This window comes from Pseudarthrobacter phenanthrenivorans (genome assembly GCF_036455295.1).
Taxonomy (GTDB): Bacteria; Actinomycetota; Actinomycetes; order Actinomycetales; family Micrococcaceae; genus Arthrobacter; species Arthrobacter phenanthrenivorans_C.
Genome location: NZ_JAYXNX010000015.1, coordinates 23264 through 47769, shown reverse-complemented (window position 1 = coordinate 47769; position 24506 = coordinate 23264). Strand labels below are relative to the sequence as shown.

Here is a 24506-nt window from a genome sequence, read left to right as displayed (position 1 = left end):
GGAGGTCAAGGAATCTAGGCGTAGTGGCAGGCGACGTCGGCGGTGCCCACGCGGCGCAGTGCCGGCCGGTCGGTGGCGCACGAGTCGGTGGCGAGCGGGCAGCGGAGCCGGAACGGGCAGCCGCCGGGTCCGGGAACGGCCGCGGCGCCGGTGCGGACGCCCAGCGCCTCGCGGGCTTCCCGCCGGGCGGCCTGTTCGGCCGGCCGGGGCACCGGGGAGGCGGCCACCAGGGCCTGCGTGAAGGGGTGCTTCGGGTTTTTAGTGACGGCGGCGGCCGGTCCGGTTTCCATCACCTGGCCGCGGTAGAGCACCACCACGCGTTCGGCCAGGAACTGGACCACGGCGATGTCGTGGGCAATGAACAGGTAGCTCAGGCCCCGTTCGTCGCGCAGGTCCGCCAGCAGGTTCAGGACCTGCGCCTGGGTGGAGAGGTCCAGGGCGCTGACGGCCTCATCGCACACCACCAGCTGGGGGTCGCAGATCAGGGCGCGCGCCACGGAGATGCGTTGCCGCTGGCCGCCGGAGAACTGGCTGGGATAGCGGTCTACGGCCTCCCGCGGCAGCCCGACGCGTTCCAGCATGTCCTCCGCCTTGGCCCGCGCCTCCGCGCCGGAGACGCCGCGGAGCCGGAGCGGTTCAGCCAGGGAGGTGCCGATGGTGTTGCGCGGGTTCAGCGACGAATTGGGGTCCTGGAAGACGGCCCGCAGCTCCCCGCCCAAGGCCCGGCGCTGGGCGGCATTGGCCGAGGTGATGTCCTTGCCCTGGTAGCTGATGGAGCCGCCGGAGACTTTCTGCAGGCCCAGGATGGCCTTGCCGATGGTGGACTTTCCGGAGCCGGACTCCCCCACCAGGCCCACGGTTTCCCCGGGCGCGATGCTGAAACTGACGTGGTCGACGGCGGCGGGTGCGGCGGCTGCCTTCCGGCCCCGGCCGTAGCGGACCACCAGGTCCTTGACCTCCAGCACGGGGGTGCTGGCTGGGGGCTGCTGTGTCTCGCGTTCCGTGACTGCGGTGCTCATGCCAGGTCCTTTTCGACGATGGTGGTGTTCGTTGGGGTCACCGGGCTGACCGGGAGGAGCCTGGCGGCGGGCACGTCGGTGGCCAGCCAGTCCATGCCTTCGACGGCGAGCTGGTCCGCCTTGACGCAACGGACCAGGCCTTCGCCGGCGCCGGAGGGCAGCAACGGGACCGGTTCCAGGCAGGCGGAGCCAGCGAACTGGCAGCGGGCGGCGAAGCGGCAGCCGGTGGGCCAGTCCTTGGGCTGCGGGACCTGGCCGCTGATGGTGGCCAGTCTCTCGGGCATCTCCTCGGCCTGGTTGGCGTGCGGATCGGCGGCGAGCAGGGCCAGGGTGTAGGGATGGCGGGGGTTGTCCAGGGTGGTTGCGGTCTTCCCGTTTTCCACCACCTGCCCGGCGTACATCACGGCGACCTGATCGCAGAGGTCCGCCACCACGCCCAGGTCATGGGTCACCATCACCACGGACATGCTGGTGTCCTTCACCAGGGTCCGCAGCAATGACAGGATTTCGGCCTGCACGGTGACGTCGAGGGCGGTGGTGGGTTCGTCCGCCACCAGCAGCTTCGGCTGGCCGGAAAGCGCCAGGGCGATGGCCACGCGCTGGGCCATGCCGCCGCTGATTTGGTGCGGATAGGTCTTGAGGATCCGTGCGGCATCAACGATGCCCACCTTCTCCAGCAGGCCCAGGGCCTCCGCCTTGGCTTCGGCCCGGTCTGTCCCGCGGAGCCGCCGAATCGTGGTGGTGAGTTGGTAGCCCACAGTGAACATCGGATCCAGGGCGCGCATGGGCTCCTGGCTGATCAGCGCGATCTCGCGGCCGCGGACGGCTTCCATGTCCTTGTCGCTGGTGGCGGCGAGGTTTCGTCCGTTCCACAGGATTTGCCCGCCGGTAACGGACACCCCGGACGGGAGGAGTCCCAGGAGCGACAGCGCCGTCATGGTCTTGCCGCAGCCGGATTCACCCACCAGGCCCAGGACGGTTCCGGGCTGGACGTCGAAGGAGATGTCGGTGACCAGGCGGACGCCGTTGCCTGTACCAGCATTATCGACGCCGACGGACAGGTTGCGGACGCTCAGCGTCCCCCTCCGGGCGTCCCCGGGAGCCGGGGAACCGGCGGCGATGGTGGCAACAGCTTTGGCGCGCTGTCGGCGGGCCGCCGCGGACGGCAGGTGCGGGGCCGCCGCATTCGGTGCCTTGCCAAGGGCATTGCCGATGGCATTGGCCGACAAGACGGTCAGTGCCAGCACGGCACCGGTGGGAACCATCATCCAGGGGGCGTCGTAGACGTGCTGGGAGGCGCCCTGGATCATGCCGCCCCAGCTGGGTTGCGGAAGAGGCGGCCCGAACCCGATGAACGCCAGGCCGGCCTGGATCAGCATGCCCACGGCGAAGATCAGCGCGGCCTGCACCACAATGGTGTTGGCCAGGCCGGGCAGGACGTGGCGGAGGCTGATGCCCAGCGGGCCGGTGCCGTCCACCTTGGCCGCGTCCACGTAGAGCTGGGACTGCACTGACTTGGCCTGCCCCAGGATCACGCGGTAGATCCCGGCGGACATCAGGATGCCCAGGATGGCCATGACCACCGGGATGTTGGTGCCTACCGCGCCTATGACGGCCAGGATGATCACGGTGCCCGGCAGGGACATCATGATCTCGGTGACCCGGCTGATCACTGCCTCGGTCCGTTCGCCGGCCCCCGCGGCGAGCAGGGCAAGGACGGTGCCAAGGCCGACGCCGACAATCACCGTGATCAGCGACGTCCCCAAGGTGCCTGCGGCCGCGGCGAAGATGCGGCTGAGGATGTCCCGGCCCAGTTCGTCGGTGCCCAGCCAGTGGGCCGCGGTGGGGCCGGAGAGGACTGCGGTGAAGTCCTGGTCCTCGGTCTTGTACGGCAGCCAGAGCGGAGCCGTCAGGGATGCGATCACCAGCGCCGCCAGCCACACCAGGCCGGCGACGGCCCCCGGCGACCCGAACAGGCGGTGCCTGGAAAACCTGGTGAGGGCTGCCTTGCCGGCGCGGGGTGCGGAGGCTCCTGCCGCCGTCGTACTTCCTGCCTGGTCCGCGTCCGCGGGGGCCGGGGCAACTGTGGGAATCATGAGGCACGCAACTTCGGGTCGAGGAACTTGGTGGCCAGTTCCAGCACTAGGTTGACGGCGACCACCACCACGGTGGCGATCACCACCACGCCCTGCACGGCGGGGGCGTCGTGGGTGCTGACGGATGACTGGACGGCCTGGCCAAGGCCGGGCATGGCGAACAGCTGTTCCGCGATGACGGAGCCGCCGAACAGGCCGATGAACTGCAGGGCGATGCCGGCCACGATGGGCAGGCTCGCGTAGCGCAGGGCGTGGACGTAGAGGATCTTCCAGGTGGGGGTGGCCGTGGCGCGCAGCGTGCGGATGTGCTCCTGCTGTAGAGCCTCCAGCATGGAAGCACGGGTCTGCCGGGCAATGAACGCGGCGCCGCCCACGGCCAGCGTGATGATCGGCAGCGCCAGCGACATGGCCCAGTCCTGCGGCGATACCTCGAAAGGCACGTAGCCGGTGGCCGGGAAGACGGAGGACTGGACGGCGAACAGGTACACGAAGATGATGCCCACCCAGAAGGCCGGGAGTGCGACCAGGAGGCCGACGAAGCCGCCGATGACTTGGTCAAGCAGCCCGCCGCGGACCGCTGCGGTCACGCCCAGGGCGATGCCCAGGACGGCGCTGAGGAGGGTGGCGCCTGCGGCGAGGGACGCGGTGACCGGGAGCCGGTCGGTCAGGTCCACGCTGATGGAGCGGCCGTCAATGAGCGAGACGCCCAGGTTTCCCTGCACCGCGTTGCCCAGCCAGCGGAAGAACTGCGTGAACAACGGGTCATTCCAGCCGAGCTGCTGGTTCAGCTGGTCGATTGCGTCTTGGGAGGCGCCGGCGCCCAGCGAAACCGCTCCGGGGCTGCCGGGCATTGCGTGCACCAGCAGGAACGCCAGCACTGCAACCACCAGCACCGTGGCGAGCGCCATGAGCAGGCGCTTGGCTACGAACAATGCCATGGGGGTGACCTCCATTGGTCAGACCGGGCGCGCCCTCCGTGGGGGGGAGCGTGCCCGGCCAGGGTGATCAGTTGGTGGGCTTGTAGGAGGAGAGCAGGGGGTAGGCGTTGGTGCCGGCGAACTTCACTTCCTGGACTTTCTTGGTGTTGTACCCCTGGTTGGTCAGGGCCTCGTACAACGGGATCATCCAGCCGGACTCGACCAGCCGGGTGTTCAGTTTGGTGGCTGCGGCCTTTACGGCAGCATCGTCCTTGGCTGCAGCCAATTCCCCGGTAGCGGCGCTGAGCTGGTCATCAGTGGCCTTTTGGACGTTGGTGAAACCGTTGAGGATGGCGCCGTACATCACGCCGACGGGGTTGTCCCAGTTAAGGGGCGCGTAACCCAGAGGTGTGGTGGCAACGGCAGCGAAGGCTTCGTCTGTGGAGGCCGCCATCTTGACGTTCATGGTGATGCCGACGGCGGCGAGGTCCTTCTGGACGGCCTGCAGGTCGGTTTGGGTCTGTGCACCGGCGATGATGGTGAACTCGAAGCCGTTGGGATAGCCGGCCTCGGCCAGCAGGCTCTTTGCCTTGTCCGGGTTGTAGGCGAACTCGGTTTCCAGGTCTTTGGTGAAGCCGGCAGAATCCTTGGGGAGGGCGTTCCAGGCGGGAATGTCACCCTTGTGCAGGGCGTCCACCAGGGCCTGGCGGTTGATGGCGTACTGGATGGCTTGGCGGACCTTCTCCTGGCCGAACGCCGGGGCGGTCTTGCCGGTCTTGTCGAAGGAGATCATGGTGTTGACGGTGCCGCCGATCTGCGAAACACTGACGCCCTTTGACTTGACGAAGTCCACCGTGGAGGAGGTCAGCATGGCAACATCGGCTTGGCCGGAGACCAAAGCGTTGGCGCGGGCCTGGGGGTCCATGACGACGCTGAAGACAACCTTCTTGTAGGCGTAGTTGGCAGCGTCCGCGCTCTTGTCGTTCTTTACCAGGACGTACTTGTTGCCCTTCACAGTGGAAGAGTCAAGGGTGTATGGGCCAGAACCGTCAGGGGTTGCAGCGAGGCTGGCGGCGTCCGTGACGCCGTTCTTGCCCACGATCATGCCGGTGGTGGAGGCCAGGTTCTTTTCGAAGCCGGGCTGCGGCTTGGCGAAGGTCAGGGTCACCTGGGTGGGGCTGACCACGTCAACCGACGTGATTTCCTGGGCCCCGCCCTTGGCGACGGCGGAGTAGGCGCTGAGGGCCGGATCGGAGCGGCGGTCCAGGTTGGCCTTCACCAGTGCAGCGTCGAGCTTGGAGCCGTCGGTGAACGTCACGTCGTCCTTGAGGTTCAGCGTCAGGACGGTGTTGTCAGCGTTGTAGCTGAAGTCCTTGGCCAGCCCGGGACCCGTGGATCCGTCCGGCTGAAGGGTCATCAGGCTGTCGTAGAGGCCTTCGAAGAACTGGCGCTGGGCTGCGGAGACGCGCAGCGGGTCAAAGCCGAAGGAGGCCGAGTCGCTGTCGATGGCCAGGGTGAGGCTGGTGGTATCGCCCTTGGCGGCGGCTTGGCTGGACCCGCCGCCGCAGGCGGCCAGGGAACCCATCAGCAGGGCGCCGGTCAGGACGGCCGCGCTGCCGCGTGCGGTGGAGGTCATAAGTTTCATCTAGTGCGCCTTCGCATTCTATGACGGTGACAAACGGAGGAAATTCGGGGGGCCGGAGGTGTCCGGCTCCTCTCCAGAATCCGTTGGAGCCGGTGGCGCCAAACATGACAATGTCATTGATTGAAAAAGTATTGTGGCGGCGGTCACGCGCCTCGTCAGGATGGATGCAGGCAGACAGGCCTGGACGCGGGTGCGCGTCCGTCACGAAAGGAACCACATGAGCAACCCGTTTCCGCAGGACTTCCTTTGGGGAGTGGCCACCGCCGGCCACCAGGTGGAAGGCAGCAATGTCAACAGCGACACCTGGCTCCTGGAGCACCTGCCCGGCACCATCTTCGCGGAGCCTTCCGGTGACGCAGTGGACCACTACCACCGGTACCGCGAGGACATTGCGCTGATTGCCGGCCTCGGCTTCACCAGTTACCGCTTCTCCATCGAGTGGGCTCGGATCGAACCGGAGGAAGGCCATTTCTCGCTGGCTGAGCTGGACCACTACAGGCGTGTGCTGGAGGAATGTGTTGGGCAGGGCCTGACGCCGGTGGTCACGTTCCACCACTTCACCTCGCCGCGCTGGCTCCTGGAACTGGGAGGATGGGAGGGCGACCGGACACCGGAACTTTTCGCCCGCTACTGCAACCGGGTAATGGGCCACCTCGGAGACCTGATCGGCGTCGCCTGCACGCTGAATGAGCCCAACCTTCCGTGGCTGCTGGAATCCTTTGGCATTGGCGGCGAGTCACCGGAAAACCGCGGCAACGTCCCCATGTGGGCTGCCGCCGCCCGGCGGCTCGGCGTTGACGCCAGCACTATTGCGCCCTTCCAGTTCTGCTCCACCGAGGCCGGCTTCAATGTCAAGCTGGCAGCGCACAAGGCCGCTACCGCAGCCATCAAGGCGCACCGCCCGGACCTGAAGGTGGGCTGGACGCTCGCCAACTCCGATATCCAGGCCCTTCCCGGCGGGGAAGAACTCGCGGACCGCGTGCGCCGTGACGTCAATGAGCGGTTCCTGGTGGCATCCCGGGATGACGACTTCGTGGGCATCCAGACGTATGGCCGCACGGTATACGGCCCTGAAGGCAACGCCCCCGCGCCGGAGGGCGTTCCCACCAACCAGATGGGCGAGGAAATCTACCCGCAGGCGCTGGAGGCAACCATCCGCGAGGCCCACCGAACGGCCGGCGTCCCGGTGATCGTCACGGAGAACGGCGTGGCCACCGAGGACGACACCCAGCGGGTGGACTACCTGAAGGCCGCGGTCGACGGCGTGGCCTCCTGCCTTGCCGACGGCATTAACGTCTGGGGTTACATCGCCTGGACAGCGTTCGACAACTTTGAGTGGATCTTCGGCTACCGGCCCAAGTTCGGCCTGATCGCCGTCGACCGCTCCACGCAGGAGCGGACCCCGAAGGACAGCGCCCGCTGGCTGGGGAACCTGGCCCAGGAGCACGCTGCATCCCAGGTCACCCAGCCCGCTTAACAACGATGCATGGGCCGGATCTCCATGAGAGGTCCGGCCCATATGTCTTCCGCACGCGCTCAAACCTGCAGCCGCAGCTTGGCGACAAAATCGGCCATGATCAGCCTCGTGTCCACTGACATATATTTCCGCCGCTGGGGCTCGGCCGACGTTTGGACGAACGTGGACGTGAGGTCATCCAGCCCTGTCACCACCAGGGGCGCACTGTCACCCAGGCACCAGAGCGGGCCGAACTTCACGAAATCCGGCACCTCCAGGCTGTTGAAGTGCTCCCACAGCCATGCACCACACGGGCCGGCACTTCGGAACGCCGCATCCAGTTCCACAACCGGGACCACCACCCTCCGGTAGGTCTCCATAGGGAACTGCCACACGGCGACTTCCCGGTTACCCAGCACAAAGTCTGCAGCCGCGGGGTCCGTGAAGTAGTTGTACTCCTCCTCATCCTTGTCGGCACCGCCCACCCACACCAGGGTGAAGGAACGGGCGACGGCGGGCTCCAGCAGGAGCGCGTCAGCCACGTTGGTCAGGGGACCCGCGCAGACGAGGAACAGGGGAAGGTTTTCCCCGGCAGCATCAGCGGCTGCGTCAACGATTGCCCGGGCAGCAGGACTGTTCCGCGGTTGCCCGGTGAACGAAGTATCCGGCCCCGCGTGCACACCCGCCAGGTCGGGCAACTTCAGTACCTGAAGAAGATCCAACACAAGGTCGGCGCCGGCCTGCGCCCTGCCTTCGGGCGGCCCAAACATAGGGTTGGTCAGGGAACAAGTGATGGCGATGACCCTATTGGCAGGCGATAATGCGTGGTGGGCCAAGGCGACCAACCCGTCCGGGTCCCCCGCCCAGTCGTTGTCTATAACTACCCGGCAACGGGGCTCAACCCGAATCATGTTCACGCCCCCAGTTTTGTAGACGTCGCGGCCCTGCAAAGCGATGGTTTTCATTCACTGGAAGTCGGGTCATGCGGGCGACCGCTATGGACCCCCGCCTGGCACGGGGCGCGGAGACCTGCGGGCCACAACTCCCCTTTATCCTCTTGCACTGCTGCCGGCTGGTCCGCCCTCAAGGATCCTTTCCAAAGGGTGAAATCGCGGCACGAATACCCCTGATTCAACTGGAAAAATCCATCGGATGAGCCCCAACCCGATTCCCTCCGGCTTCAATCCGGATCCGAGCATTGTGAGTACGCCGGACGGCTACTACATCGCGACCTCTTCCTTTGAGTACCTTCCCAGCCTGCCGATTTATCACAGCAGGGACTTGGAGAACTGGGAACTGATTGGCCATGTGGCTACGCGGGAGGAGCAGGTTCAGCTCGCCAACGTGCCTACGCCTGGTGGAGCCTGGGCGCCCACCTTGCGGTACCGGGAGGGCGTTTTCTACCTCATCGTTTCGGTGTTCCTGGGCGGCCGAGGCTGCGTCGTGTTCAGCGCCACCGATCCAGCCGGCCCCTGGAGCGACGGAACCGTCATCGAAGCAATAGACGGCATCGACCCCGATCTCGCTTGGGATGAGAAGGGAACCACTTATGTGACGTTTGCCCGCCATCCGGACGCCATCCAGCAGGTCAGGGTGGACCTTGAAACGGGGCAAGCACTGGAACGGCCGCGGCAGCTGTGGTCCGGAAGCGGTCTATACTCACCGGAAGGCCCGCACCTCTACCAGCGCGGGGACTGGTGGTACCTGCTGGCTGCCGAAGGCGGAACCGACCGCGGACATGCCGTTACGGTAGCGCGTTCGCGGCGCCCAGACGGGCCGTTCGAATCAGCACCCCACAATCCTGTCCTCACCGCAGCAGGCACCGGCTCGCACATCCAGAACACCGGGCACGCGGACCTGGTCGAGCTTCCCAACGGCGGCACGGCCATGGTCCTGCTGGGCGTGCGTCCAGTAGGCCTCACCCAGGCGTTTTCACCCCTAGGCCGCGAAACCTTCCTGACCGGGGTGGAATGGATCAACGACTGGCCGCACCCGCGCTTACCGCGTCTTTCCGGTGGACGTCCGGAGCGGGTCGACTACGACTTCACCAATGGCGCACGATTGGACGACAGGGCCTGGATTGGTGTCCGGCAGTTGCCTTCCACATTCACGGTCCCAACGTCGAAGGGGCTCGTAGTCAGGGGCGACGGCGAAACCCTCGCGTCGCCCCGGCCCGCCTTCTTTGCCCAGCGGCAACGCCACCTCGGCATGGAATTCCGGGCTGTGCTCCACGTTAGCTCCGGAGTTGGCGGGATCGCAGTGCGGAACGCCGAAGACAATTGGTTCGCCGTGGAGGCCTCTGCCCCCGGGCACGCGCTGACGGTCACAGCGCGTGCCGTCATCGCCGGCTTGGACCGCACATGGGAAGCCGTACTGCCGACCAGCGACGTTGAGCTGGCAGTCGTGACCACGCCGCCGCCGTCAGGCTTCAGTGAAGGGTCCGTGGGCGGCGACAGGATCCGCCTGCTCGCGCGGGCCGCCGGCTCCGCAGGGAGTGCCGAAGTGTTGCTGGCTGAACTCGATGGCAGGCACTGGACCTTCGAAACGGCCAAGGCCTTCACGGGACGGACGTTCGGGGTCTACGCGGTTGACGGGGAAGTCCTGGTCCACAGCCTTTCCTACCGCGGCCAGGACTGACGGCCCAAGCGCTCCAACGTGCGGTAGGCGCCCTGCGCTGGCTTTCCGATTCGGCTGGTTCAGATTGAGCGAGGGCAGGCGGCCCTCCGGGTGGTATGTGGAAGTAGCTTGCAAATTAGTCTCAAGCCGTCGACCAAGCACACCCCAACCTGACGTCAGATTGGGGTGTGGATAGCGTCAGAATAGAGTCCCGTGCGGCACTTACTGCACCCGCGGCCAAGCACTCCTAGATTCAATCCTGACAAGTATGGCGAACAAGGCCGCCCAAGAATCTCCACCCCACGGCTGTAGCTGGAACCCTCCAAATCAATAGTCCGCGAAACGCCCCCAACCTTGACGGCATCAACCTGCTCAGGGTTAGGCTCGCCAAGAGCCAGCGACGGCGCCGGCACGGGAGGAATCTATGTCACTGCAGGAAATCGAGTTCACGTCCGCCAACGGCCGCGACACCATCCAGGCCTGGGTCTACGAACCCATCGGCCAGCCCAAAGCCATTGTGCAGCTGATCCACGGACTCGGCGAGCACTCCCGCCGCTACCTCCACCTCATCTCCACCCTGGTGGACGCGGGGTTCATCGTGGTGGCGGGCGACCACTCCGGGCACGGGCGCACGGCCATGCAGCAGGGGACCTGGGGCGACGCCGGCGAGGACGCCGCCAGCGTCGTGGTCGCAGACGAGGTCACCCTCCAGGCCAAGGCCAAGGAGGCGCTCCCCCAGCTTCCCTACGTGGTGTTCGGCCACAGCTGGGGCTCCATGATCGCCCGCGGCATGGCCGTGGACCCGCGCGCACAACTCTCCGGCCTGATTCTCTGCGGAATCGCCGCCCAGATGCGCGGCATCGAAAAGATGATCGACCGCCCCGAACTGGCCCGGCTTGCCTCCAGCGAGCGCGGCGCAGAGCCCGCGCCCCAGGAACTGGTGGCACAGCTGTTCGACGGTTTCCTGGGCCGCTTCGGCGAGGGCGCCGGCCCCACCGCCTGGGTCGCTTTGGACGCAGACGTGGTTTCGAACCACGGCAGGGACCCCTTCAACAACTTCGGCGCACCGCTCAGCGCCCGCTTCCTGCAGGGCTTCGTGGACCTCTACGACCAGGTCACCTGCGACGACTGGTACAAGCAGCTCCCCGAAGACCTCCCCGTCCTGATCCTCGCCGGCGACCAGGACCCCGTCACCAACTACGGCGAAGGCGCCTACCACGTGGCCAACCGCCTGGCCGATTCGGGCCACGCGGACGTCCGCACCCGCGTCTTCCCCGGCGTCCGGCACGAGGTGCACAACGAACCCACCACGCGCGCCGAAACGGAACGCGAGACCGTCGAGTTCATCCAGCGCGTCACCCAGCGGCAGGAGTCGCCCACGGCGTCGGCTACAGCCTGACAGTCCTGGAGGAAAGCAGCCCCGAAGCAAGGCACGACGGTGGCACTCCGCCCGCCGCCGTCGTCGCCCCTTCCAGCAACGCGGCCCCGGACGAGGTGGCCGATGCCGTGGTACGTTCGGCCGCATGGAATGTGTGGTGCTGTACACCGTGCGGGAGGGCGTGGACCGCTCCCGCATCATGGAGACCTACCCCCGCCACAAGGCCTTCTACGAGGCGTTTCACGCCGACGGCGGCGGACTCGTGGCCCTCGGCCCCTTCCAGAACCCTGACCCGGCTGCCAGCTCGATGGGGATATTTACTTCCCGGCAGGAAGCCGAACGGTTCGTCGCCAGCGATCCCTTCGTCACCGAGGGTCTGGCCGAGCCGCGGCTCCTGGAGTGGAACGCCGTGCACTTCGGGTAAAAGAAACTTCACCCAGGCGCATCGTCTTACCGGGCCGACGGTACCAGCTTGCAAAGGCGGGCCCGGCCGCCGGGCTTTTGACAGGGTGGGCACCCGGAGCCTGCAGCAGTCACGCGGAAGTTTGTAGGCAACGGAAAGTCCACAATCCTCTTACTCAACTAAATTGATTTAGTGGCAAGTGTGGGCTAGATTACTTCTGTCCAGCCCTGGCCCCTCTGGCAGTTCGACCCACCGGCGCACAGGGCCCCTATGACTTTTCCCTTTGGCGTTGCGAGGAGATCCCCTTGATTGCAGTTGCGGGCGCGCCCGTGAGTTTTGGCGTCTTTGATTTAGGCGCGAGCGCCGGAGGCCGTTTGCCCGGGCCGGACGAAGTGTGCTCCGTTTTGGAAAGAAACGGGTACACGGGGATCGATTTGGGCCCTGTCGGCTTCCTCGGCCGCGGCCCCAGGCTCCGTAGCCGCCTGGAGGAGTACGGGTTATCCCTGGCCGGCGGCTGGATCGATCTTCCCTTTACCGACGCCGACGCTTTTACCGCGGCGCTCCCGTCGCTTTCGGTAGTACTTGACGTGTTTGACGAAGCCTCGACGGGGCAGCAGGCGCCCCCGCCGTTGCCCACGTTGGCAGACAGCGGCTCCGACCGCCGTCGGGCGAATCCGGGAGGAGGCGACGACGTGGCCCTCGACGCCGAGGGCTGGACCACGCTGGCCCGGAACGTTGCCACCGCCGCACGCCTGGTACGGGACCGCGGGTATGAACCCACCTTCCACCACCATGCCTGCACGTATGTGGAAACCCCCATAGAGATCGAGGAGTTCCTCGATCGCACTGACGTCGGCCTCACGCTGGATACCGGCCACCTCATCCTGGGCGGCGGGGATCCGGTTGAGAGCCTCGGACAGTGGAAAGAACGGGTCAACCACGTCCACATCAAGGATGCCCGCATGGGCGTGCTGCAGTCGGTTGTCAGGAACAAGGGCGACATGCGTGACGTCTGGGCCGGTCAGGCGTTCGTGCCTTTGGGTGAAGGCGACCTGGACGTCAACGGGTTCATGGACGGCCTCGCCCGGACCGGCTATGACGGCTGGCTGGTGGTAGAGCAGGATTCCATCCCCAGGCCCCAAGACCCCGCACAGCTTGCAGACCAGCACCATGCCATCAACCGGAACGTACTCAGAAAGTGGATCCCGTAATGACTTTGCTACGAATCGGAGTTGTGGGACTGGGCGCCGTCGCCCAGTCTGTTCACCTGCCCCTGATCACACGGCGATGGGATCTGTTCGACCTTGCAGCCGTGGCAGACCTCTCCCCCGCCCTGCTTGCCCGGGTCGGCGCCCAGTACGGCGTCCCCGCCGAACACCAATACCAAAACCTGGCCGACATGCTGGACGGTGAGGAGCTGGACGCCGTCGTGTTGTTGACCTCCGGATCCCACGGCCAGCCCGCGCTGCAATGCATTGAAGCGGGGGTGGCAGTGCTCTGCGAGAAGCCACTGGCGTTCTCCCTCGGGGAGATCGAACTGCTGCGCAAAGCGGAGCAGGGCCAGGGCAGGGCAATGCTCCTGCTCGGCTACATGAAGGAGTACGACCCCGCCGTCCTCACCCTGAAGGAGCGGCTGCCCGGCCGGAAAGACACGCGGTTCGTCAACGTGGAGGTGCTCCACCCCGCCGGATCCGCCCAGCTGGCCTTCGCCAACCTCCACCCGGGCGCCCGGGACGTCCCCACAGACGTGCTCTCCGGGCTGATCGAAGCCGACGAACAAAAGCTGGATGCAGCCTTGGGCAAAGACAGCCCCCGCCTGCTGCGGCGGCTCTACTCCAACGTCGTCCTCGGCAGCCTGATTCACGACATCGCGGTGGTCCGGGCCCTGGTGGGTCCCCTGCAGGCAATTGATGCTGTCCATTACTGGGCAGAACAGGATGACCCGGGGTCCATCGAAATAACTGCGACAGCCGCTGACGGGGTCCGCGTCCACTTCAACTGGCATTTCCTTGCCGACTACCCCGTGTACCGCGAAACCGTGACCGTCCACCACACCAGGGGCAGCGGAAAACTGGAATTCACCGTCCCCTATCTCCTCAACGCCCCCACCAAGCTGCAGATAACTGAGAAGGCCGGCGCCGGGGTGTCCGACTCCCTGTTCGAAGACGTGACGGAAGCATTTGAGCAGGAACTCGTCGCCTTCCACCGCATGGTGGACGGCGGGGAGCAACCCCCCACCGGGATCGCGGAAGGTGAGGCGGATGTACGGGTTGCCCAGCTGATCGCTGCAGCCTTGGCCGATTCCCTGCAGGTCTCCATTGGCGGAGAGGCGGCGTCGGCATGACCCCGGCGGAGGAGACCGGCATCGTCCTGGTGCCCCACACGCACTGGGACCGGGAGTGGTACGAACCCTTCCAGGTGTTTCGCTTCAAGCTGGTCCAGATGTTCGACACCGTCCTGAAAATGGCTGAGGAAGACACCAGGTTCCGGTTCACCCTCGATGGCCAGACGGCCGCAATCGAGGACTACCTGGAAATCCGGCCGGAAAACGAAGACAGGGTCCGTGCCATCGTGGCCACTGGCCAACTTGCGCTGGGTCCGTGGCAGATCCTGCTCGACGAATTCCTGTGCTCGGGCGAGACCATCATCCGCAACCTTCAAATGGGCATGGCAGGCGCGCAGCGGCTGGGCGGATACATGAACGTGGGCTATCTTCCCGACATGTTTGGCCACGTCGCCCAAATGCCGCAAATCCTGAGCCGGGCCGGCATCGCGCACGCCTGCCTCTGGCGCGGAGTGCCCTCCAAAGTTTCCGGGCATTCGTTCCGGTGGGAAGCGCCGGACGGTTCATCCGTGCGGGTGGAATACCTCTTCGACGGGTACGGCAGCGCCCTGGACCTCCTGGCTATCCCGGAACATATCCCGCACGCGTTGGGCGAGTACAGGCAACAAACCGCCGATCGATACCGCGGGGACCCCATCCTGGGGATGGTCGGCACCGACCACATGCCGCCCGACCAGGCACTCATGCACCACGTGGACACGTACGATTCTCCCGCCTTCCCGATAAGGGTCGGCACCTTGGAAGAGTACGTAGCGGCCTTCGACCCCAAAGACGAACGACTCGAGGCAGTCCGCGGGGAACTTCGCTCCCACGCCCGGGGCAACATCCTTCCGGGCGTCTTCTCGATCCGCCGCAACCTCAAGATCGCCATGGCCGCGGCTGAACGCATGGCCCTGGACGCCGAACGGCTGGCAGCGGCCCATCTGGGCGTCGACTTTGAACCATTTATCAGCATGTCCTGGCGGCGGATCATCGAGTCCACCGCGCATGACTCCGTGGTCGGCTCCGGCACCGACGAAACCGTGGATCAGGTGGAGGCCCGGCTTCACGAAGCAGCCCAGATTGCCCGCGCCGCACGCGACGAAGTGGCCCTCTCAGTGGCCGGAAGCATTCCCAGCGACGCGTTCGTCGCGCTCAACACGTTGCCCGCGGACCGCAACGTCGTGGTCGAGCTCGACGTGCCGGCCCCTGCCGAGGGACTGCCCGTGGCCGCCATGACCGGTAACGGCACAATGCTGCCGGTGCAGGAAACCGGGCACGCCCCCACCATGCTCGGTGATGAAACCATGGACGCCTCCGTCCTGGTGGAGCGCATGATGAATCGGATCCACGGCCGCGAACTGTTCGGCCAGCTCATTGAGCAGTACCGGGTGGCCCCCTATTCCCTTGAGTTCGATGTGGCGGAAGTGCCGTCAACGCCGGTGTTCGACATCGTCACGTTCAAGGCCGAATTGGCGGCAGCCGTCGAGGCGCACCCGGGCGACTGGAAGGTTCGGATCGTCGCCGAACCCAGGCGCAGGGTATTGGTCGATGTCCCGGTCGCAGCCATGGGTGTTACCCCCTTCAAGGTCTTCCAGGCAGAACGCCCCGAACCGGAGCACATCACGTGCGACGACGGCACCTTGAGCAACGGACTCATTTCAGCGGCCATCGGCGAGGATGGGGAAATCACCCTGACAGGGGTGGACGGCACCGTCCTGCACGGTGTCGGCAGGCTTGTCGACGGCGGCGACTGCGGTGACAGCTACAACTACGGCCCTCCCGCCTTGGACAGCATGGTCACTGAGCCTTGCCGGGTGGCCGTGGAGGTTGTCGAACGCGGACCCGTACGCGCAGTAGTCAGGGTGACCAGGCACTATTCCTGGCCGCGTTCCCTTGACCGCGGCATGGGGAGCAGGGACAACGAAACCGTCGATGTTCCGGTCCACACGTTCGTGGAGCTGCGCCGTGGTGAACCGTTCATCCGTCTTCGTGTCCAGTTCACGAATGACGCTGCCGACCACCGGCTGCGGCTGCACATCCCGCTTCCGAGCGCCGTGGAATCCTCTGCATCGGAGGGGCAGTTTTGCATCACCACCCGCGCACTCACCGCCGAAGGGGGAGGCGGCGAATTTCCGCTTCCGACGTTTCCCGCCTACACCTTCGTGTCCGCCGGACCTGCCACCGTGCTCCTGCACGATGCCACCGAGTATGAGGTGGTGGACGGAAAGGAACTGGCGCTCACGCTGCTGCGCGCCGTGGGCTCGATCAGCGTCAACGTGCACCCGCTGCGGGACGAACCGGCTGCCTCAGAGATCCCCATCCCGGGCGCCGAGGAAGCAGGAACCCAGGTGGACGTCGAATTCGCGGTCATGGCCTCCGCCCAGGGTTACCGCAACGCCGACGCGGTCCGGTTCTCGGACCACTTCAACGCTCCAGGCCTGGCCGTACGCGGCCGGGGCACCCCGGGCGCCTTGGTGCCGGAACCTGCCGAAGGACTGCGGCTCAGGGGTGAGGGCATCCGGCTGAGCAGCATGCGCCAGGTGGGCGACGACGTCGAAATCCGCGTTGTGCTGCTGGCCGGGCAGACCACCCGGGGTGTCGTTACCGGCCCCTTCAGCGGCGTGTCCACGGTTGACCTGACGGGCCGGACGCTGGCGTCGGAACAGGCCGACGGTGAGTACAAGTTCGAGCTTGATCCGTGGGAGATACGGACTCTGCGCCTGGCTCCCCGCAAGTAATCACGAAATAAGATATGCCCCGCTTCACCGGAAGCGGGGCATATCTGTTTTGGCAGTGCACTGGGGACGTCCCGCGCCACACGCGCCGGGTGCTTCGTGGTACTTCCTACGTGGTGAGGGCGAGGATCCGGCGGTCCGATGTTTCGAGCCGGTACGGTCCGGCGCCCTGGGTGTTTATGGCTGCATAGGAGTCGCGGATGAGTTGCCGGCGGCCTTCAAAGTCCACCAGGATGGTCCCTTCCGCGTCGAGGGCAAGCAGTTCGCCGTCGACGCGGAGCAGCAGCGGCGCGTCGATCCCCATGCTGAGGGCCGTCGGGCCTGTCTTGAGCGCAGCCAGGAGTCCTTCTTCCGTAGGTTCCGCGGACTGCACCCATGTGGTGGGCAGCCCTGTGGGATGCCCGTCCTCCACGCGGTGGAAGTCCCCGCCGCCGAGGGGAATGACAGGCTCGCCCCAGGCGCTTAGCCAGGCCCAGATGCTGGTATCGCGCCGGTTCGGCAGCCAGGTTTCATGCATGATTTCGGCGTGGGACGGCTTCCGGGACAGTTGCCACTGCCAGGAACAATCAGCTGCTACCGGGTGGTTGATGGACAGGAATCCGCCTTCTCCTTCAACCTGGTCAAGCCAGGCGTCAGGGTGGCACCGGAAATCGACCCAATTAATGCGGCCGTAGGCGTTTGCGTGGCCGCGGACGGTGGTCACTTCCTGTCCGGGCAGAAGTGCGATGCCATACTCGTGGCCCACGCCCTGGAGGTGCGGGTAGTGGCTGACCGTGTTGTGGTCCGTTACGGCCAGGAAGTCCAGCCCGTTCCGTGCGGCCTCTCCCGCCAATTGACGGAGGGAGAGGCTGCCGTCGGAGTGGAGGCTGTGTGAATGGCAATCCCCGGCAAGCCACCGCATCCCTGCCGCGGCGGGAAGATTTCGACGGCGGCTGGCCGGGACAGTGCTGACGGGCGCGGGGGCGGAAGGCTCGGCTTCCACTCCCCCTGTTGCCGGAGTATTAATGGTCAACTCGACCGTGACACCCTCGGCCGGGATCTGGTGAAGGCCCAGCACCACCTTCCACACGCCGGCTTCAAGTTCACCTGCGCAGTATCCCGTGGACGCCGCGGTCCTGCTGATCACAAAGCGCTTTTTGGCTCCGCCGGACCAGCCCCGCCAACCGCCAGGACCCATACAGCCCAGATCAATGACGGCCCGGGACCTGTCATAGTCCAGGAGCACCTCCAAAGATTCGCAGCGTCCCAGCTCGAAGGGAACGTCGAAGTAGAGGTTCCCTGCCCGGTCTTCCGGGGTCAGCGTCCGGCTGATGCGCACCGTCAGTCTCCGATCCGCAGACCTTCAGCATCGAACAGCAGCGTCCGCCGGGGCTCAAACGTGACCCATACGCGTGTGCCGATTCCCGGCTCGTGGTCCTCACTGACCACAACCTGGACCGGCTCCCCGCTGCCCGTCAGTTCCACCGTAATCAGGGCGGAAGCGCCCAGGTTCTCAGATACGGTGACCGTTCCTTCGAGGCCGCCGTGCACTGGCTCCAGGGAGATGTCCAGGTATTCAGGCCGCGCACCCCAGGTGATTTCCTGGCCATCGCCCACCCTTCCCACGGCATCCGCCGGCAGGGCCACCTTCTGGTGTCCGAGCATCACGCCGCCGTCAGCGACAGTGCCCTTGAGCAGGTTCATGGAGGTGGATCCAACGAAGGACGCAACAAATGTGTTGGCCGGGCGCTGGAACACCTCCCGCGGTGTTCCGAGCTGCTGCATCTTGCCTGACCGCATGATCGCGATCCTGTCGGCGAGGGCAAGGGCTTCGGCCTGGTCGTGAGTGACGAAGACGGTGGTCACGCCCAGATCCAGCTGGAGCTTTTTCAGGAAGGTGCGCGCTTCGAGCCGGAGCCGGGCGTCCAGGTTGGACAGGGGTTCGTCGAACAGGAAGACGTCCGGCCGGCTCGTCACCGCCCTGGCCAAGGCGACGCGCTGCTGCTGTCCGCCGGACAGCTGCCCCGGGCGGCGCTCGAGCAACCCCTGCAGGGACAGCTTGTCCCCCACTTCTTCAGCCCGGGAATGGCGCTCGGCCTTGGCGACCTTCTGGATCTTCAGCGGGTAGGCGATATTGTCCGAAATGGACATGTGCGGGAACAATGCGTAGTCCTGGAAAACCATGGCTACGCGGCGCTGGCCCGGTTCCATATTGGTGACTTCCCGGTCGCCGATTTTGATGCTGCCCGACGTGGACTTCTCCAGGCCGGCGATGGTGCGCAGCAAGGTGGTCTTGCCGCAGCCGGAGGGGCCCAGCAGGGCGAAGAACTCGCCGTCGTGGATCGTTACGTCCATCTCGTCCACGCCGCGGACCCCGCCGGGATACTCCTTGATCAGGGAACGGGTCGTAATGCTGGCCATTAGCTTTTGATACCTCCATGGAAGCGGAACCCGTAGCGCCTGTTAACGAAGAAATACATGGCGACGACAGGGATTGAGAAGAGCAGTGAGAAAGCGGAAATCAGGGCGAGGTTGGGTTGGCCGCCTTCGGTGTAGAAGGTGTACATCACCACCGCCGCGGGCGACTTGGACGGGGACCTCAGCAGGATGTACGGAACGAGGAAGTTGCCCCAGACCTGGACAACAGCCCACACGGCGATGGTGGCGAGCCCGGGCCGGGCCAACGGGATGACAACGTCCCACAGGATCCGCAGGGGCTTGGCACCGTAAAGGCGGGCCGACTCCTCGTAGGACTTGGGGGTGGAGTCCATGAAGTCTTTGAGGATGAAGATCACCGTGGGGAGGATTCCGCCGCTGAGGACGAGAATCACGCCGAACTGGGAGTCGATGAGCCCCAGCTTCACCATCAGCAGGAAGGTGGGCACCATGGCTGCCGTGCCGGTAATGATCGAGGAGAGCAGCAGCAGCGTATAGAGGAGCAGGTCCCGTCCGGGGATCTTCACCCTTGACAGTGAATACGAGGCCAGCGAGCCGAGGACCAGCACCACCACCATCGACCCCAAGGCCAGGATCAGGGAATTGCCCAGGGAGGCGATGGCCGTGGGATTGTCGAGCAGGACCTTGAAGTTGTTGAAGGTGAACTCGGGCAGCTTCACGTTGAGGCCGGGGTGGGCGTCAAAGGGTGCGAACACCAGCCACAGCACGGGGATGACAAAGAATGCCAGGACCAGGGCGGTGAAAACACTTTTGCCCATCAGTCCAAGGAAGTGCCGGAGCATCTGCCGGCTCTCCGGCCCGGCGGTGCTGGTGGAACCCTGCACGGCGGTCATGACTTTCTCTCCTTGAGCAGTCGGAGGTAGACGGTGGCAATGACCAGGTTGATGATGATCATGATCAGCGAGATCGCCGAGCCTTGCCCCAGCGCTCCGTCGTTCAGGGCCAACCGGTAGATGAAGATCGGCAGGATGTTGGAGCGGTCATCGGGGCCGCCGGCCGTCAGCAGGTAGGGGGTGAACGTGTTGAACGTCCAGAGCGTGATGAGCAGCGTGTTGGTCAGGACGTGGCCGCGGATGTGGGGGAAGACGACGTCGCGGAACTGTGCCCACGCGCCGGCACCGACCATGCGTGCGCTCTCAAGCTGTGACGGCGGCACCGAGGCGAGCGCGGAGCTGAACAGGAGCATCGAAAAGGCCGTGCCCACCCACGTGTTGAAGACGATGATGCTCTGCAGCGGGTAGTCCAGCAGCCACGCGGTGTTGCCCGTGGAGAGCATCGCGTTCAGCGTTCCGTTGCTTCGGTCCAGCATCGCGTACCAAAGGAAGGTGGTTACGGAGCTGGGAATGATCCAGGCGAGCAGCACGAAGAATTCGACGACGGCCCGCACCGATTTCCTGACCCTGGTCATGGTCCAGGCGATGGCGAAACCCAGCGCGGACTGTCCGATGACGGCGGACCCGAACACGAAGATGAGGGTCAACCCGAGCGAGTTGAAGAACCTGTCGTCGGAGAGCGCATTGATGTAGTTGTCCACGCCGACGAACTGCGGGTTCTTGGCCGCAGAACCGCTCAGGCGGTAATTCGTCAGCCCAAGGTAGAGCGTCCACAGCGCCGGGAAGACGAGGAACAGGGAGATCAGCAGAAGGGCCGGGGCAAGGAATGCCATGGCCCTCGCCTTGCCAAGGCCGGCTACGTCACCATCGTCCACTACTGCCCGGGAGGGCCCGGTGCCCGCTGCAGGAGCGGGCACCGGGGCCTCCACTGGTGGCTTACTTGAAGGTTTTGTCGTTACCACCGACGATTCCCTCCAACGCCTTTTGATACGAACTGCCGGCGTCCTGGGGCGACTTGCCCGCGGCCACCTGGCCGGTCGCGTCCTGCAGGGCTGCCGAGACCTGCGTGTAGTCCGCAAGGCCGGGACGGTACGCCGTCACCGGCAGGACCTCCGTGGAGATGTAGTTCAGCAGCGGGTCAGCCTTGAGGATTTCTCCGTTGACGTCGTCGCGGGCCGAGATCTGCGGAGTCGATCCGATGCGTGCCTTGATCGCGTCTGCCGAGGACATGAACTGAAGCAGTTCCCAGGCCTGCTGGGGGTACTTCGTTTTGGGGTTGATGACCTCGCCGGAACCGCCGGACATGCTCACAAAGTCTGCGCCGTTCGGTCCCTTGCCGGCCGCCTGGGCCGGGATCTTCGCCCATCCGACGGAGCTGTCCCGGTCGGCCATGGGAGAAACACCCTTCGAAGGGTTGATTACCGAACGCCACAGGTAGTCACTCTCGATCAGGATGCCCAGCTTGTTCTGCGAGAATTCCTGGAAGGACTTGTCCCGGCCCTTGGCATCCTGCTGAAGCAGCGGGTCGCCAAGCTTTTCGGAACCGTACACGGTCGAGTAGAAGCCCAGTACGTCCTGGACGCCCTGGCTGTTGCCCTGCCACTTGCCGTCCTTGTTGATCGGCTGGCCGGTGCCCTGGAGCAACGGCAGGAATCCCTGCATCGTCGCGGCCTCTCCCATTGCCTTGCCCGCATTGATCTGCAGCGGGGTTACGTCAGGAAGTTTCTTGAGCTTGCGTGCGGCATCCAGGATGTCGTCCCAGCTCTTGGGTTGCCAGTCGGCCGGCAGGCCGGCCTGGCTGAACAGCTTCTTGTTGAAGTAGATGACACGGCCATCCGTTCCGTCCGGAACGCCGTATTGCTTGCCCTCATAGGTGGTGAGCTGTTGAACCGCCGGCTTGATCTGCTTCCAGCCGTCCCAGGCCTGGACCTTGTCCTTGCCGACAATGTCCTCGAGAGGGCTGATGTATCCCGCGTCTGCGAACTCGCCCAGCCAGATGCCGTCGATCGAGGTGATGTCCGCGCCTTGGCCGGTGGAAAGGTCAAGGGAGACTTTGGTCTTGTACGCCTGGTCATCCACGCCGTTGGGCTGGAAATTAACCTTGGCCGTGACGCCTTTCGCCTTTTCCGCCTCCACGAATTTGGGGATGACGTAGTTGGTGATCCAGTCAGCGCCGGCAGCGTTCTTTCCGCCGGAGACGGCGTTGGCCGTGATGGTCAGCGTCACCTCCTTGGCGTCCGCATTCTGGTCAGTTGCCTGGGATGGTGCAGATGAGCTGCCGCACGCGCTCAGGGCAACGGTGCCCGCGAGCAGACCTGCTGCAGCCGCGAAAAATCTCTTCCGAGTCATATCAGGGGTTCCCTTTGGGAGACAGAGCTCCGCCTCTGCGAAGCTACTTATTGGAGCGTCCGAACTATCTGACAGCCTGTGACACAGGCCACTATAGTCTAGGATTGAGCTTAGTCAAATAAATTGAGTTAGGGGTTTTGGATGCCGCGCGGATCGAATCTGGAGCGAGTGAGCGCCTTCAACCAGGCCGTTGTCCTGGACCTGATCCGCCGTTCGGAAGCCGGAATGAGCCGGGTTGAACTCATCGGCGCCACGGGCCTCTCGACACAGACCGTGTCAAACATTGCCCGGCGGCTGCTGGACCTGGGACTCATCGTCGAAAGTGGAAAAGTCCACGTGCCGCAGGGGAAGCCGCGAACCACCCTCACCATCGACCCCAAGAGCAGATACGCCGTCGGCGCCCACCTTGATCCCTCCATGCTCACCTTCGTGCTGCTGGACCTGGCAGGTACCGTAGTGCACCGCAAACACCTCCCCGTCGAGGCAGTTGCCGGACCAGAGGAGACGGTGGACAAAATTGCCGCCGCCATTGAAGAGTTGATCAGCGGGACTGATACCCCCAGGGAGCGCGTCCTGGGAGTAGGAATCGCAGCACCGGGACCTATCGAATTCGACCAGGGTGCGGTTGTTGGTCCGCCGATGCTTACCGGCTGGAAACGGGTGGAACTGCGGGAATCCCTGGGAAAAGCCACGGGGTACCCCGTATTCCTGGACAAGGATTCAGCCGCGGCAGCACAGGCGGAACTTTGGGTACGGGACAACAGGTCAGACGAGAATTTCGCGTTTGTTTACCTGGGCAGCGGCGTCGGCGCGGCAGTGGTCATGAATGGCGAAGTCGTGCGCGGATCGTCGAACAACGTAGGTGAGATCGGGCATTTTTCCACGGGTGACGGCGGCCGGTTATGCGGCTGCGGACGCACAGGCTGCCTGGGCGTATCCGTCATGCCGGTCCAATTGGTCAATGACAGTGTCAACCGGGGAATCATTCAAGGGCCCCTCGACACTGCTGATTTGCGCCAGGTCACTGACCACTTCCACAAACTCACGTCCCTGGCCGATGCCGGCGACGAAAAGGCGGCCGCGCTCCTCCATGAGGCGGCCGGCCGGCTCGCCCGTGCCGTAGAAGATATCGCCAACCTGCTCGACGTCGACGGCATTGTCTTCGGCGGACCCTCCTGGCCGCCCATTGGGGATCGTTACCTGGAGGTACTTCACGCCGCCCTGGCCAACCGCCTGGCAATGGGGATGATCCACGAAGTCGAGCTTCTGGGATCGGCCCTCGGAGAGGACATCACGGCAGTAGGCGCAGCCTGTATCGTGCTGGATCACGCGCTCTCCCCCCGGTCAGGAGGCCTGATGCTGGAGTAGACCGCAGTGCTTGACCTAGACCGAGCAAACCGCCCTGACTTGGGCGTTGTGCGCTCCGCCTGTTCCTGACGCGCCGCCGTCGGACGTTCGAACAAAGCCGGCCCGGCGCACCGAGCGCCGGGAAAAGCGAGGCGGGGCCAGGCCCATTGGAGCCTGCCCCGCCTCTTTGCACCGGCTGATGCCCTGCGCCCGACTTTCGGGTTTCCTGTTGCGATGGAGTATGCAGGAACAGCAGCCGGCGGGCTTGTGAAGGAACGCTTCCGGGCCGTCGAAGCGGCCTAAAGCGTCCAGGGATCCTCGGCGTACATCTTCAGCCTGATATCCAAGGCGTCGGACATGTGGCGTGCGGCGACCTCGCCTGCACGGGCGGAGTCCCCGTCCCCGATGGCGGCCAGCAGTTCGGCGTAGTCCGCCAGCACCTCCGGCCACCGTCCCGGGTAGGTCAGGGTGGTGAGGGTGTACCGGCGGACCTGCTGGTCCAGGCGTTCCAGCAGTCCGATCAGCGACGGGCTGTGCGTGGCGTGCCACAGCTGCGCGTGGAAGGCGCGGTTGGTCTCGGCAAGCACCCGGCCGTCACTGGGGTCCAGCTGCTGCATCTGCGTCAGCAGTCCCGTGAGCAGCTGGCGGTCCAGGGCGGTCGCCTTAGTGGCAGCCTTGGCGGCGGCGGCCTGCTCCAGGATGATCCTCGACTCGTAGATGTCGATGATCTCCTCGGCCGAATGCGTGCGGACCACCACCGCCTTGCCGCGCCTCTCGACCAGCCCGTCCTGCTCGAGCCGCTGCAGGGCCTCCCGCACCGGTGTCCGGGATGCGCCGTACCGCTCGGTGAGCTTTGCCTCCGTGAGCGGCTCGTCAGGAGCGAAAACGCTCGCGAGAACGTCCTCGCGGAGCCGCTGATGGATGGGACTGGCCACTTTTTCCTCTTTTCC

Annotated in this window: 19 protein-coding genes; 8 read left to right on the top strand and 11 right to left on the bottom strand. The window is 65.2% G+C overall.

The annotated features are described in order from the left end of the window. Nucleotides 1–14 precede the first annotated feature (14 nt). The 4 genes from VXJ37_RS17025 to VXJ37_RS17010 are packed head-to-tail and all read right to left on the bottom strand — an operon-like array spanning nucleotide 15 to nucleotide 5677. The gene (locus tag VXJ37_RS17025) at nucleotides 15–1019 is read right to left on the bottom strand and encodes an ABC transporter ATP-binding protein (protein ID WP_331324225.1); all 1005 of its coding nucleotides are present in this window, start codon (nucleotides 1017–1019) and stop codon (nucleotides 15–17) included. Next, nucleotides 1016–3115, bottom strand: a complete 2100-nt coding sequence (locus tag VXJ37_RS17020; RefSeq protein WP_331324224.1) for a dipeptide/oligopeptide/nickel ABC transporter permease/ATP-binding protein — start codon at nucleotides 3113–3115, stop codon at nucleotides 1016–1018. Before VXJ37_RS17020 ends, VXJ37_RS17025 begins: the two co-directional genes overlap by 4 nt. Then, complete coding sequence (locus VXJ37_RS17015; protein WP_331324223.1) at nucleotides 3112–4068, bottom strand: ABC transporter permease; 957 nt, start codon at nucleotides 4066–4068, stop codon at nucleotides 3112–3114. Before VXJ37_RS17015 ends, VXJ37_RS17020 begins: the two co-directional genes overlap by 4 nt. A gap of 52 nt (nucleotides 4069–4120) precedes the next feature. Beyond that, a complete protein-coding gene (locus VXJ37_RS17010; RefSeq protein WP_331324222.1) occupies nucleotides 4121–5677 on the bottom strand; it encodes an ABC transporter substrate-binding protein in 1557 nt (518 codons plus the stop codon). Between the two features lie 217 nt (nucleotides 5678–5894). On the opposite strand from VXJ37_RS17010, the gene VXJ37_RS17005 reads away from it, so the two are divergent. Then, nucleotides 5895–7154: a glycoside hydrolase family 1 protein gene (locus tag VXJ37_RS17005; RefSeq protein ID WP_331324221.1), complete on the top strand. Its 1260-nt coding sequence runs from the start codon at nucleotides 5895–5897 to the stop codon at nucleotides 7152–7154. A 59-nt stretch (nucleotides 7155–7213) separates the two neighbouring features. Here VXJ37_RS17005 and VXJ37_RS17000 read toward each other — a convergent pair whose 3' ends face one another. After that, a complete protein-coding gene (locus VXJ37_RS17000) occupies nucleotides 7214–8044 on the bottom strand; it encodes a nucleoside hydrolase (RefSeq protein WP_331324265.1) in 831 nt (276 codons plus the stop codon). A gap of 241 nt (nucleotides 8045–8285) precedes the next feature. On the opposite strand from VXJ37_RS17000, the gene VXJ37_RS16995 reads away from it, so the two are divergent. From VXJ37_RS16995 to VXJ37_RS16970, 6 genes are all read left to right on the top strand, one after another. Then, the gene (locus VXJ37_RS16995; protein WP_331324220.1) at nucleotides 8286–9770 is read left to right on the top strand and encodes a glycoside hydrolase family 43 protein; all 1485 of its coding nucleotides are present in this window, start codon (nucleotides 8286–8288) and stop codon (nucleotides 9768–9770) included. Between the two features lie 403 nt (nucleotides 9771–10173). Further along, nucleotides 10174–11148, top strand: a complete 975-nt coding sequence (locus VXJ37_RS16990; protein WP_331324219.1) for an alpha/beta fold hydrolase — start codon at nucleotides 10174–10176, stop codon at nucleotides 11146–11148. A 124-nt stretch (nucleotides 11149–11272) separates the two neighbouring features. Continuing rightward, nucleotides 11273–11551, top strand: a complete 279-nt coding sequence (locus VXJ37_RS16985) for a YciI family protein (protein ID WP_331324218.1) — start codon at nucleotides 11273–11275, stop codon at nucleotides 11549–11551. 383 nt (nucleotides 11552–11934) lie between these two features. After that, a complete protein-coding gene (locus VXJ37_RS16980) occupies nucleotides 11935–12741 on the top strand; it encodes a TIM barrel protein (protein ID WP_331324217.1) in 807 nt (268 codons plus the stop codon). After that, a complete protein-coding gene (locus tag VXJ37_RS16975) occupies nucleotides 12741–13874 on the top strand; it encodes a Gfo/Idh/MocA family protein (RefSeq protein WP_331324216.1) in 1134 nt (377 codons plus the stop codon). Before VXJ37_RS16980 ends, VXJ37_RS16975 begins: the two co-directional genes overlap by 1 nt. Continuing rightward, a complete protein-coding gene (locus tag VXJ37_RS16970; protein ID WP_331324215.1) occupies nucleotides 13871–16594 on the top strand; it encodes a hypothetical protein in 2724 nt (907 codons plus the stop codon). Before VXJ37_RS16975 ends, VXJ37_RS16970 begins: the two co-directional genes overlap by 4 nt. A 106-nt stretch (nucleotides 16595–16700) precedes the next feature. Here the strand turns inward: VXJ37_RS16970 and VXJ37_RS16965 are convergent, their stop codons facing one another. Genes VXJ37_RS16965 through VXJ37_RS16945 form a run of 5 tightly spaced genes read right to left on the bottom strand, consistent with a single transcriptional unit; the run spans nucleotide 16701 to nucleotide 22209 of the window. After that, nucleotides 16701–17909, bottom strand: a complete 1209-nt coding sequence (locus VXJ37_RS16965; protein ID WP_331324214.1) for a CehA/McbA family metallohydrolase — start codon at nucleotides 17907–17909, stop codon at nucleotides 16701–16703. Nucleotides 17910–17911: 2 nt separating this feature from the next. Next, the gene (locus tag VXJ37_RS16960) at nucleotides 17912–18991 is read right to left on the bottom strand and encodes an ABC transporter ATP-binding protein (RefSeq protein WP_331324213.1); all 1080 of its coding nucleotides are present in this window, start codon (nucleotides 18989–18991) and stop codon (nucleotides 17912–17914) included. Beyond that, nucleotides 18991–19860, bottom strand: a complete 870-nt coding sequence (locus VXJ37_RS16955) for a carbohydrate ABC transporter permease (RefSeq protein ID WP_331324212.1) — start codon at nucleotides 19858–19860, stop codon at nucleotides 18991–18993. Before VXJ37_RS16955 ends, VXJ37_RS16960 begins: the two co-directional genes overlap by 1 nt. After that, nucleotides 19857–20777: a carbohydrate ABC transporter permease gene (locus tag VXJ37_RS16950; protein ID WP_331324211.1), complete on the bottom strand. Its 921-nt coding sequence runs from the start codon at nucleotides 20775–20777 to the stop codon at nucleotides 19857–19859. The genes VXJ37_RS16955 and VXJ37_RS16950 overlap by 4 nt, the downstream gene beginning before the upstream one ends. Nucleotides 20778–20796: 19 nt before the next feature. After that, nucleotides 20797–22209, bottom strand: coding sequence for a sugar ABC transporter substrate-binding protein (locus VXJ37_RS16945; RefSeq protein ID WP_331324210.1), 1413 nt, complete (start codon nucleotides 22207–22209; stop codon nucleotides 20797–20799). A 168-nt stretch (nucleotides 22210–22377) separates the two neighbouring features. Between VXJ37_RS16945 and VXJ37_RS16940 the strand changes: the two genes are divergently transcribed. Further along, nucleotides 22378–23577 carry an ROK family transcriptional regulator gene (locus VXJ37_RS16940; RefSeq protein WP_331324209.1) on the top strand — a complete coding sequence of 400 codons (1200 nt, stop codon included), beginning with the start codon at nucleotides 22378–22380 and terminating at the stop codon, nucleotides 23575–23577. A 278-nt stretch (nucleotides 23578–23855) separates the two neighbouring features. Here the strand turns inward: VXJ37_RS16940 and VXJ37_RS16935 are convergent, their stop codons facing one another. Beyond that, complete coding sequence (locus tag VXJ37_RS16935) at nucleotides 23856–24491, bottom strand: GntR family transcriptional regulator (RefSeq protein ID WP_331324208.1); 636 nt, start codon at nucleotides 24489–24491, stop codon at nucleotides 23856–23858. Between the last annotated feature and the right edge of the window lie 15 nt (nucleotides 24492–24506).

Bases quoted from the DNA above. Each gene is read 5' to 3' on its own strand.
- VXJ37_RS17025 (WP_331324225.1), bottom strand. From the start codon at position 1,019: ATGAGCACCGCAGTCACGGAACGCGAGACACAGCAGCCCCCAGCCAGC.
- VXJ37_RS17020 (WP_331324224.1), bottom strand. From the start codon at position 3,115: ATGATTCCCACAGTTGCCCCGGCCCCCGCGGACGCGGACCAGGCAGGA.
- VXJ37_RS17015 (WP_331324223.1), bottom strand. From the start codon at position 4,068: ATGGAGGTCACCCCCATGGCATTGTTCGTAGCCAAGCGCCTGCTCATG.
- VXJ37_RS17010 (WP_331324222.1), bottom strand. From the start codon at position 5,677: ATGAAACTTATGACCTCCACCGCACGCGGCAGCGCGGCCGTCCTGACC.
- VXJ37_RS17005 (WP_331324221.1), top strand. From the start codon at position 5,895: ATGAGCAACCCGTTTCCGCAGGACTTCCTTTGGGGAGTGGCCACCGCC.
- VXJ37_RS17000 (WP_331324265.1), bottom strand. From the start codon at position 8,044: ATGATTCGGGTTGAGCCCCGTTGCCGGGTAGTTATAGACAACGACTGG.
- VXJ37_RS16995 (WP_331324220.1), top strand. From the start codon at position 8,286: ATGAGCCCCAACCCGATTCCCTCCGGCTTCAATCCGGATCCGAGCATT.
- VXJ37_RS16990 (WP_331324219.1), top strand. From the start codon at position 10,174: ATGTCACTGCAGGAAATCGAGTTCACGTCCGCCAACGGCCGCGACACC.
- VXJ37_RS16985 (WP_331324218.1), top strand. From the start codon at position 11,273: ATGGAATGTGTGGTGCTGTACACCGTGCGGGAGGGCGTGGACCGCTCC.
- VXJ37_RS16975 (WP_331324216.1), top strand. From the start codon at position 12,741: ATGACTTTGCTACGAATCGGAGTTGTGGGACTGGGCGCCGTCGCCCAG.
- VXJ37_RS16970 (WP_331324215.1), top strand. From the start codon at position 13,871: ATGACCCCGGCGGAGGAGACCGGCATCGTCCTGGTGCCCCACACGCAC.
- VXJ37_RS16960 (WP_331324213.1), bottom strand. From the start codon at position 18,991: ATGGCCAGCATTACGACCCGTTCCCTGATCAAGGAGTATCCCGGCGGG.
- VXJ37_RS16955 (WP_331324212.1), bottom strand. From the start codon at position 19,860: ATGACCGCCGTGCAGGGTTCCACCAGCACCGCCGGGCCGGAGAGCCGG.
- VXJ37_RS16945 (WP_331324210.1), bottom strand. From the start codon at position 22,209: ATGACTCGGAAGAGATTTTTCGCGGCTGCAGCAGGTCTGCTCGCGGGC.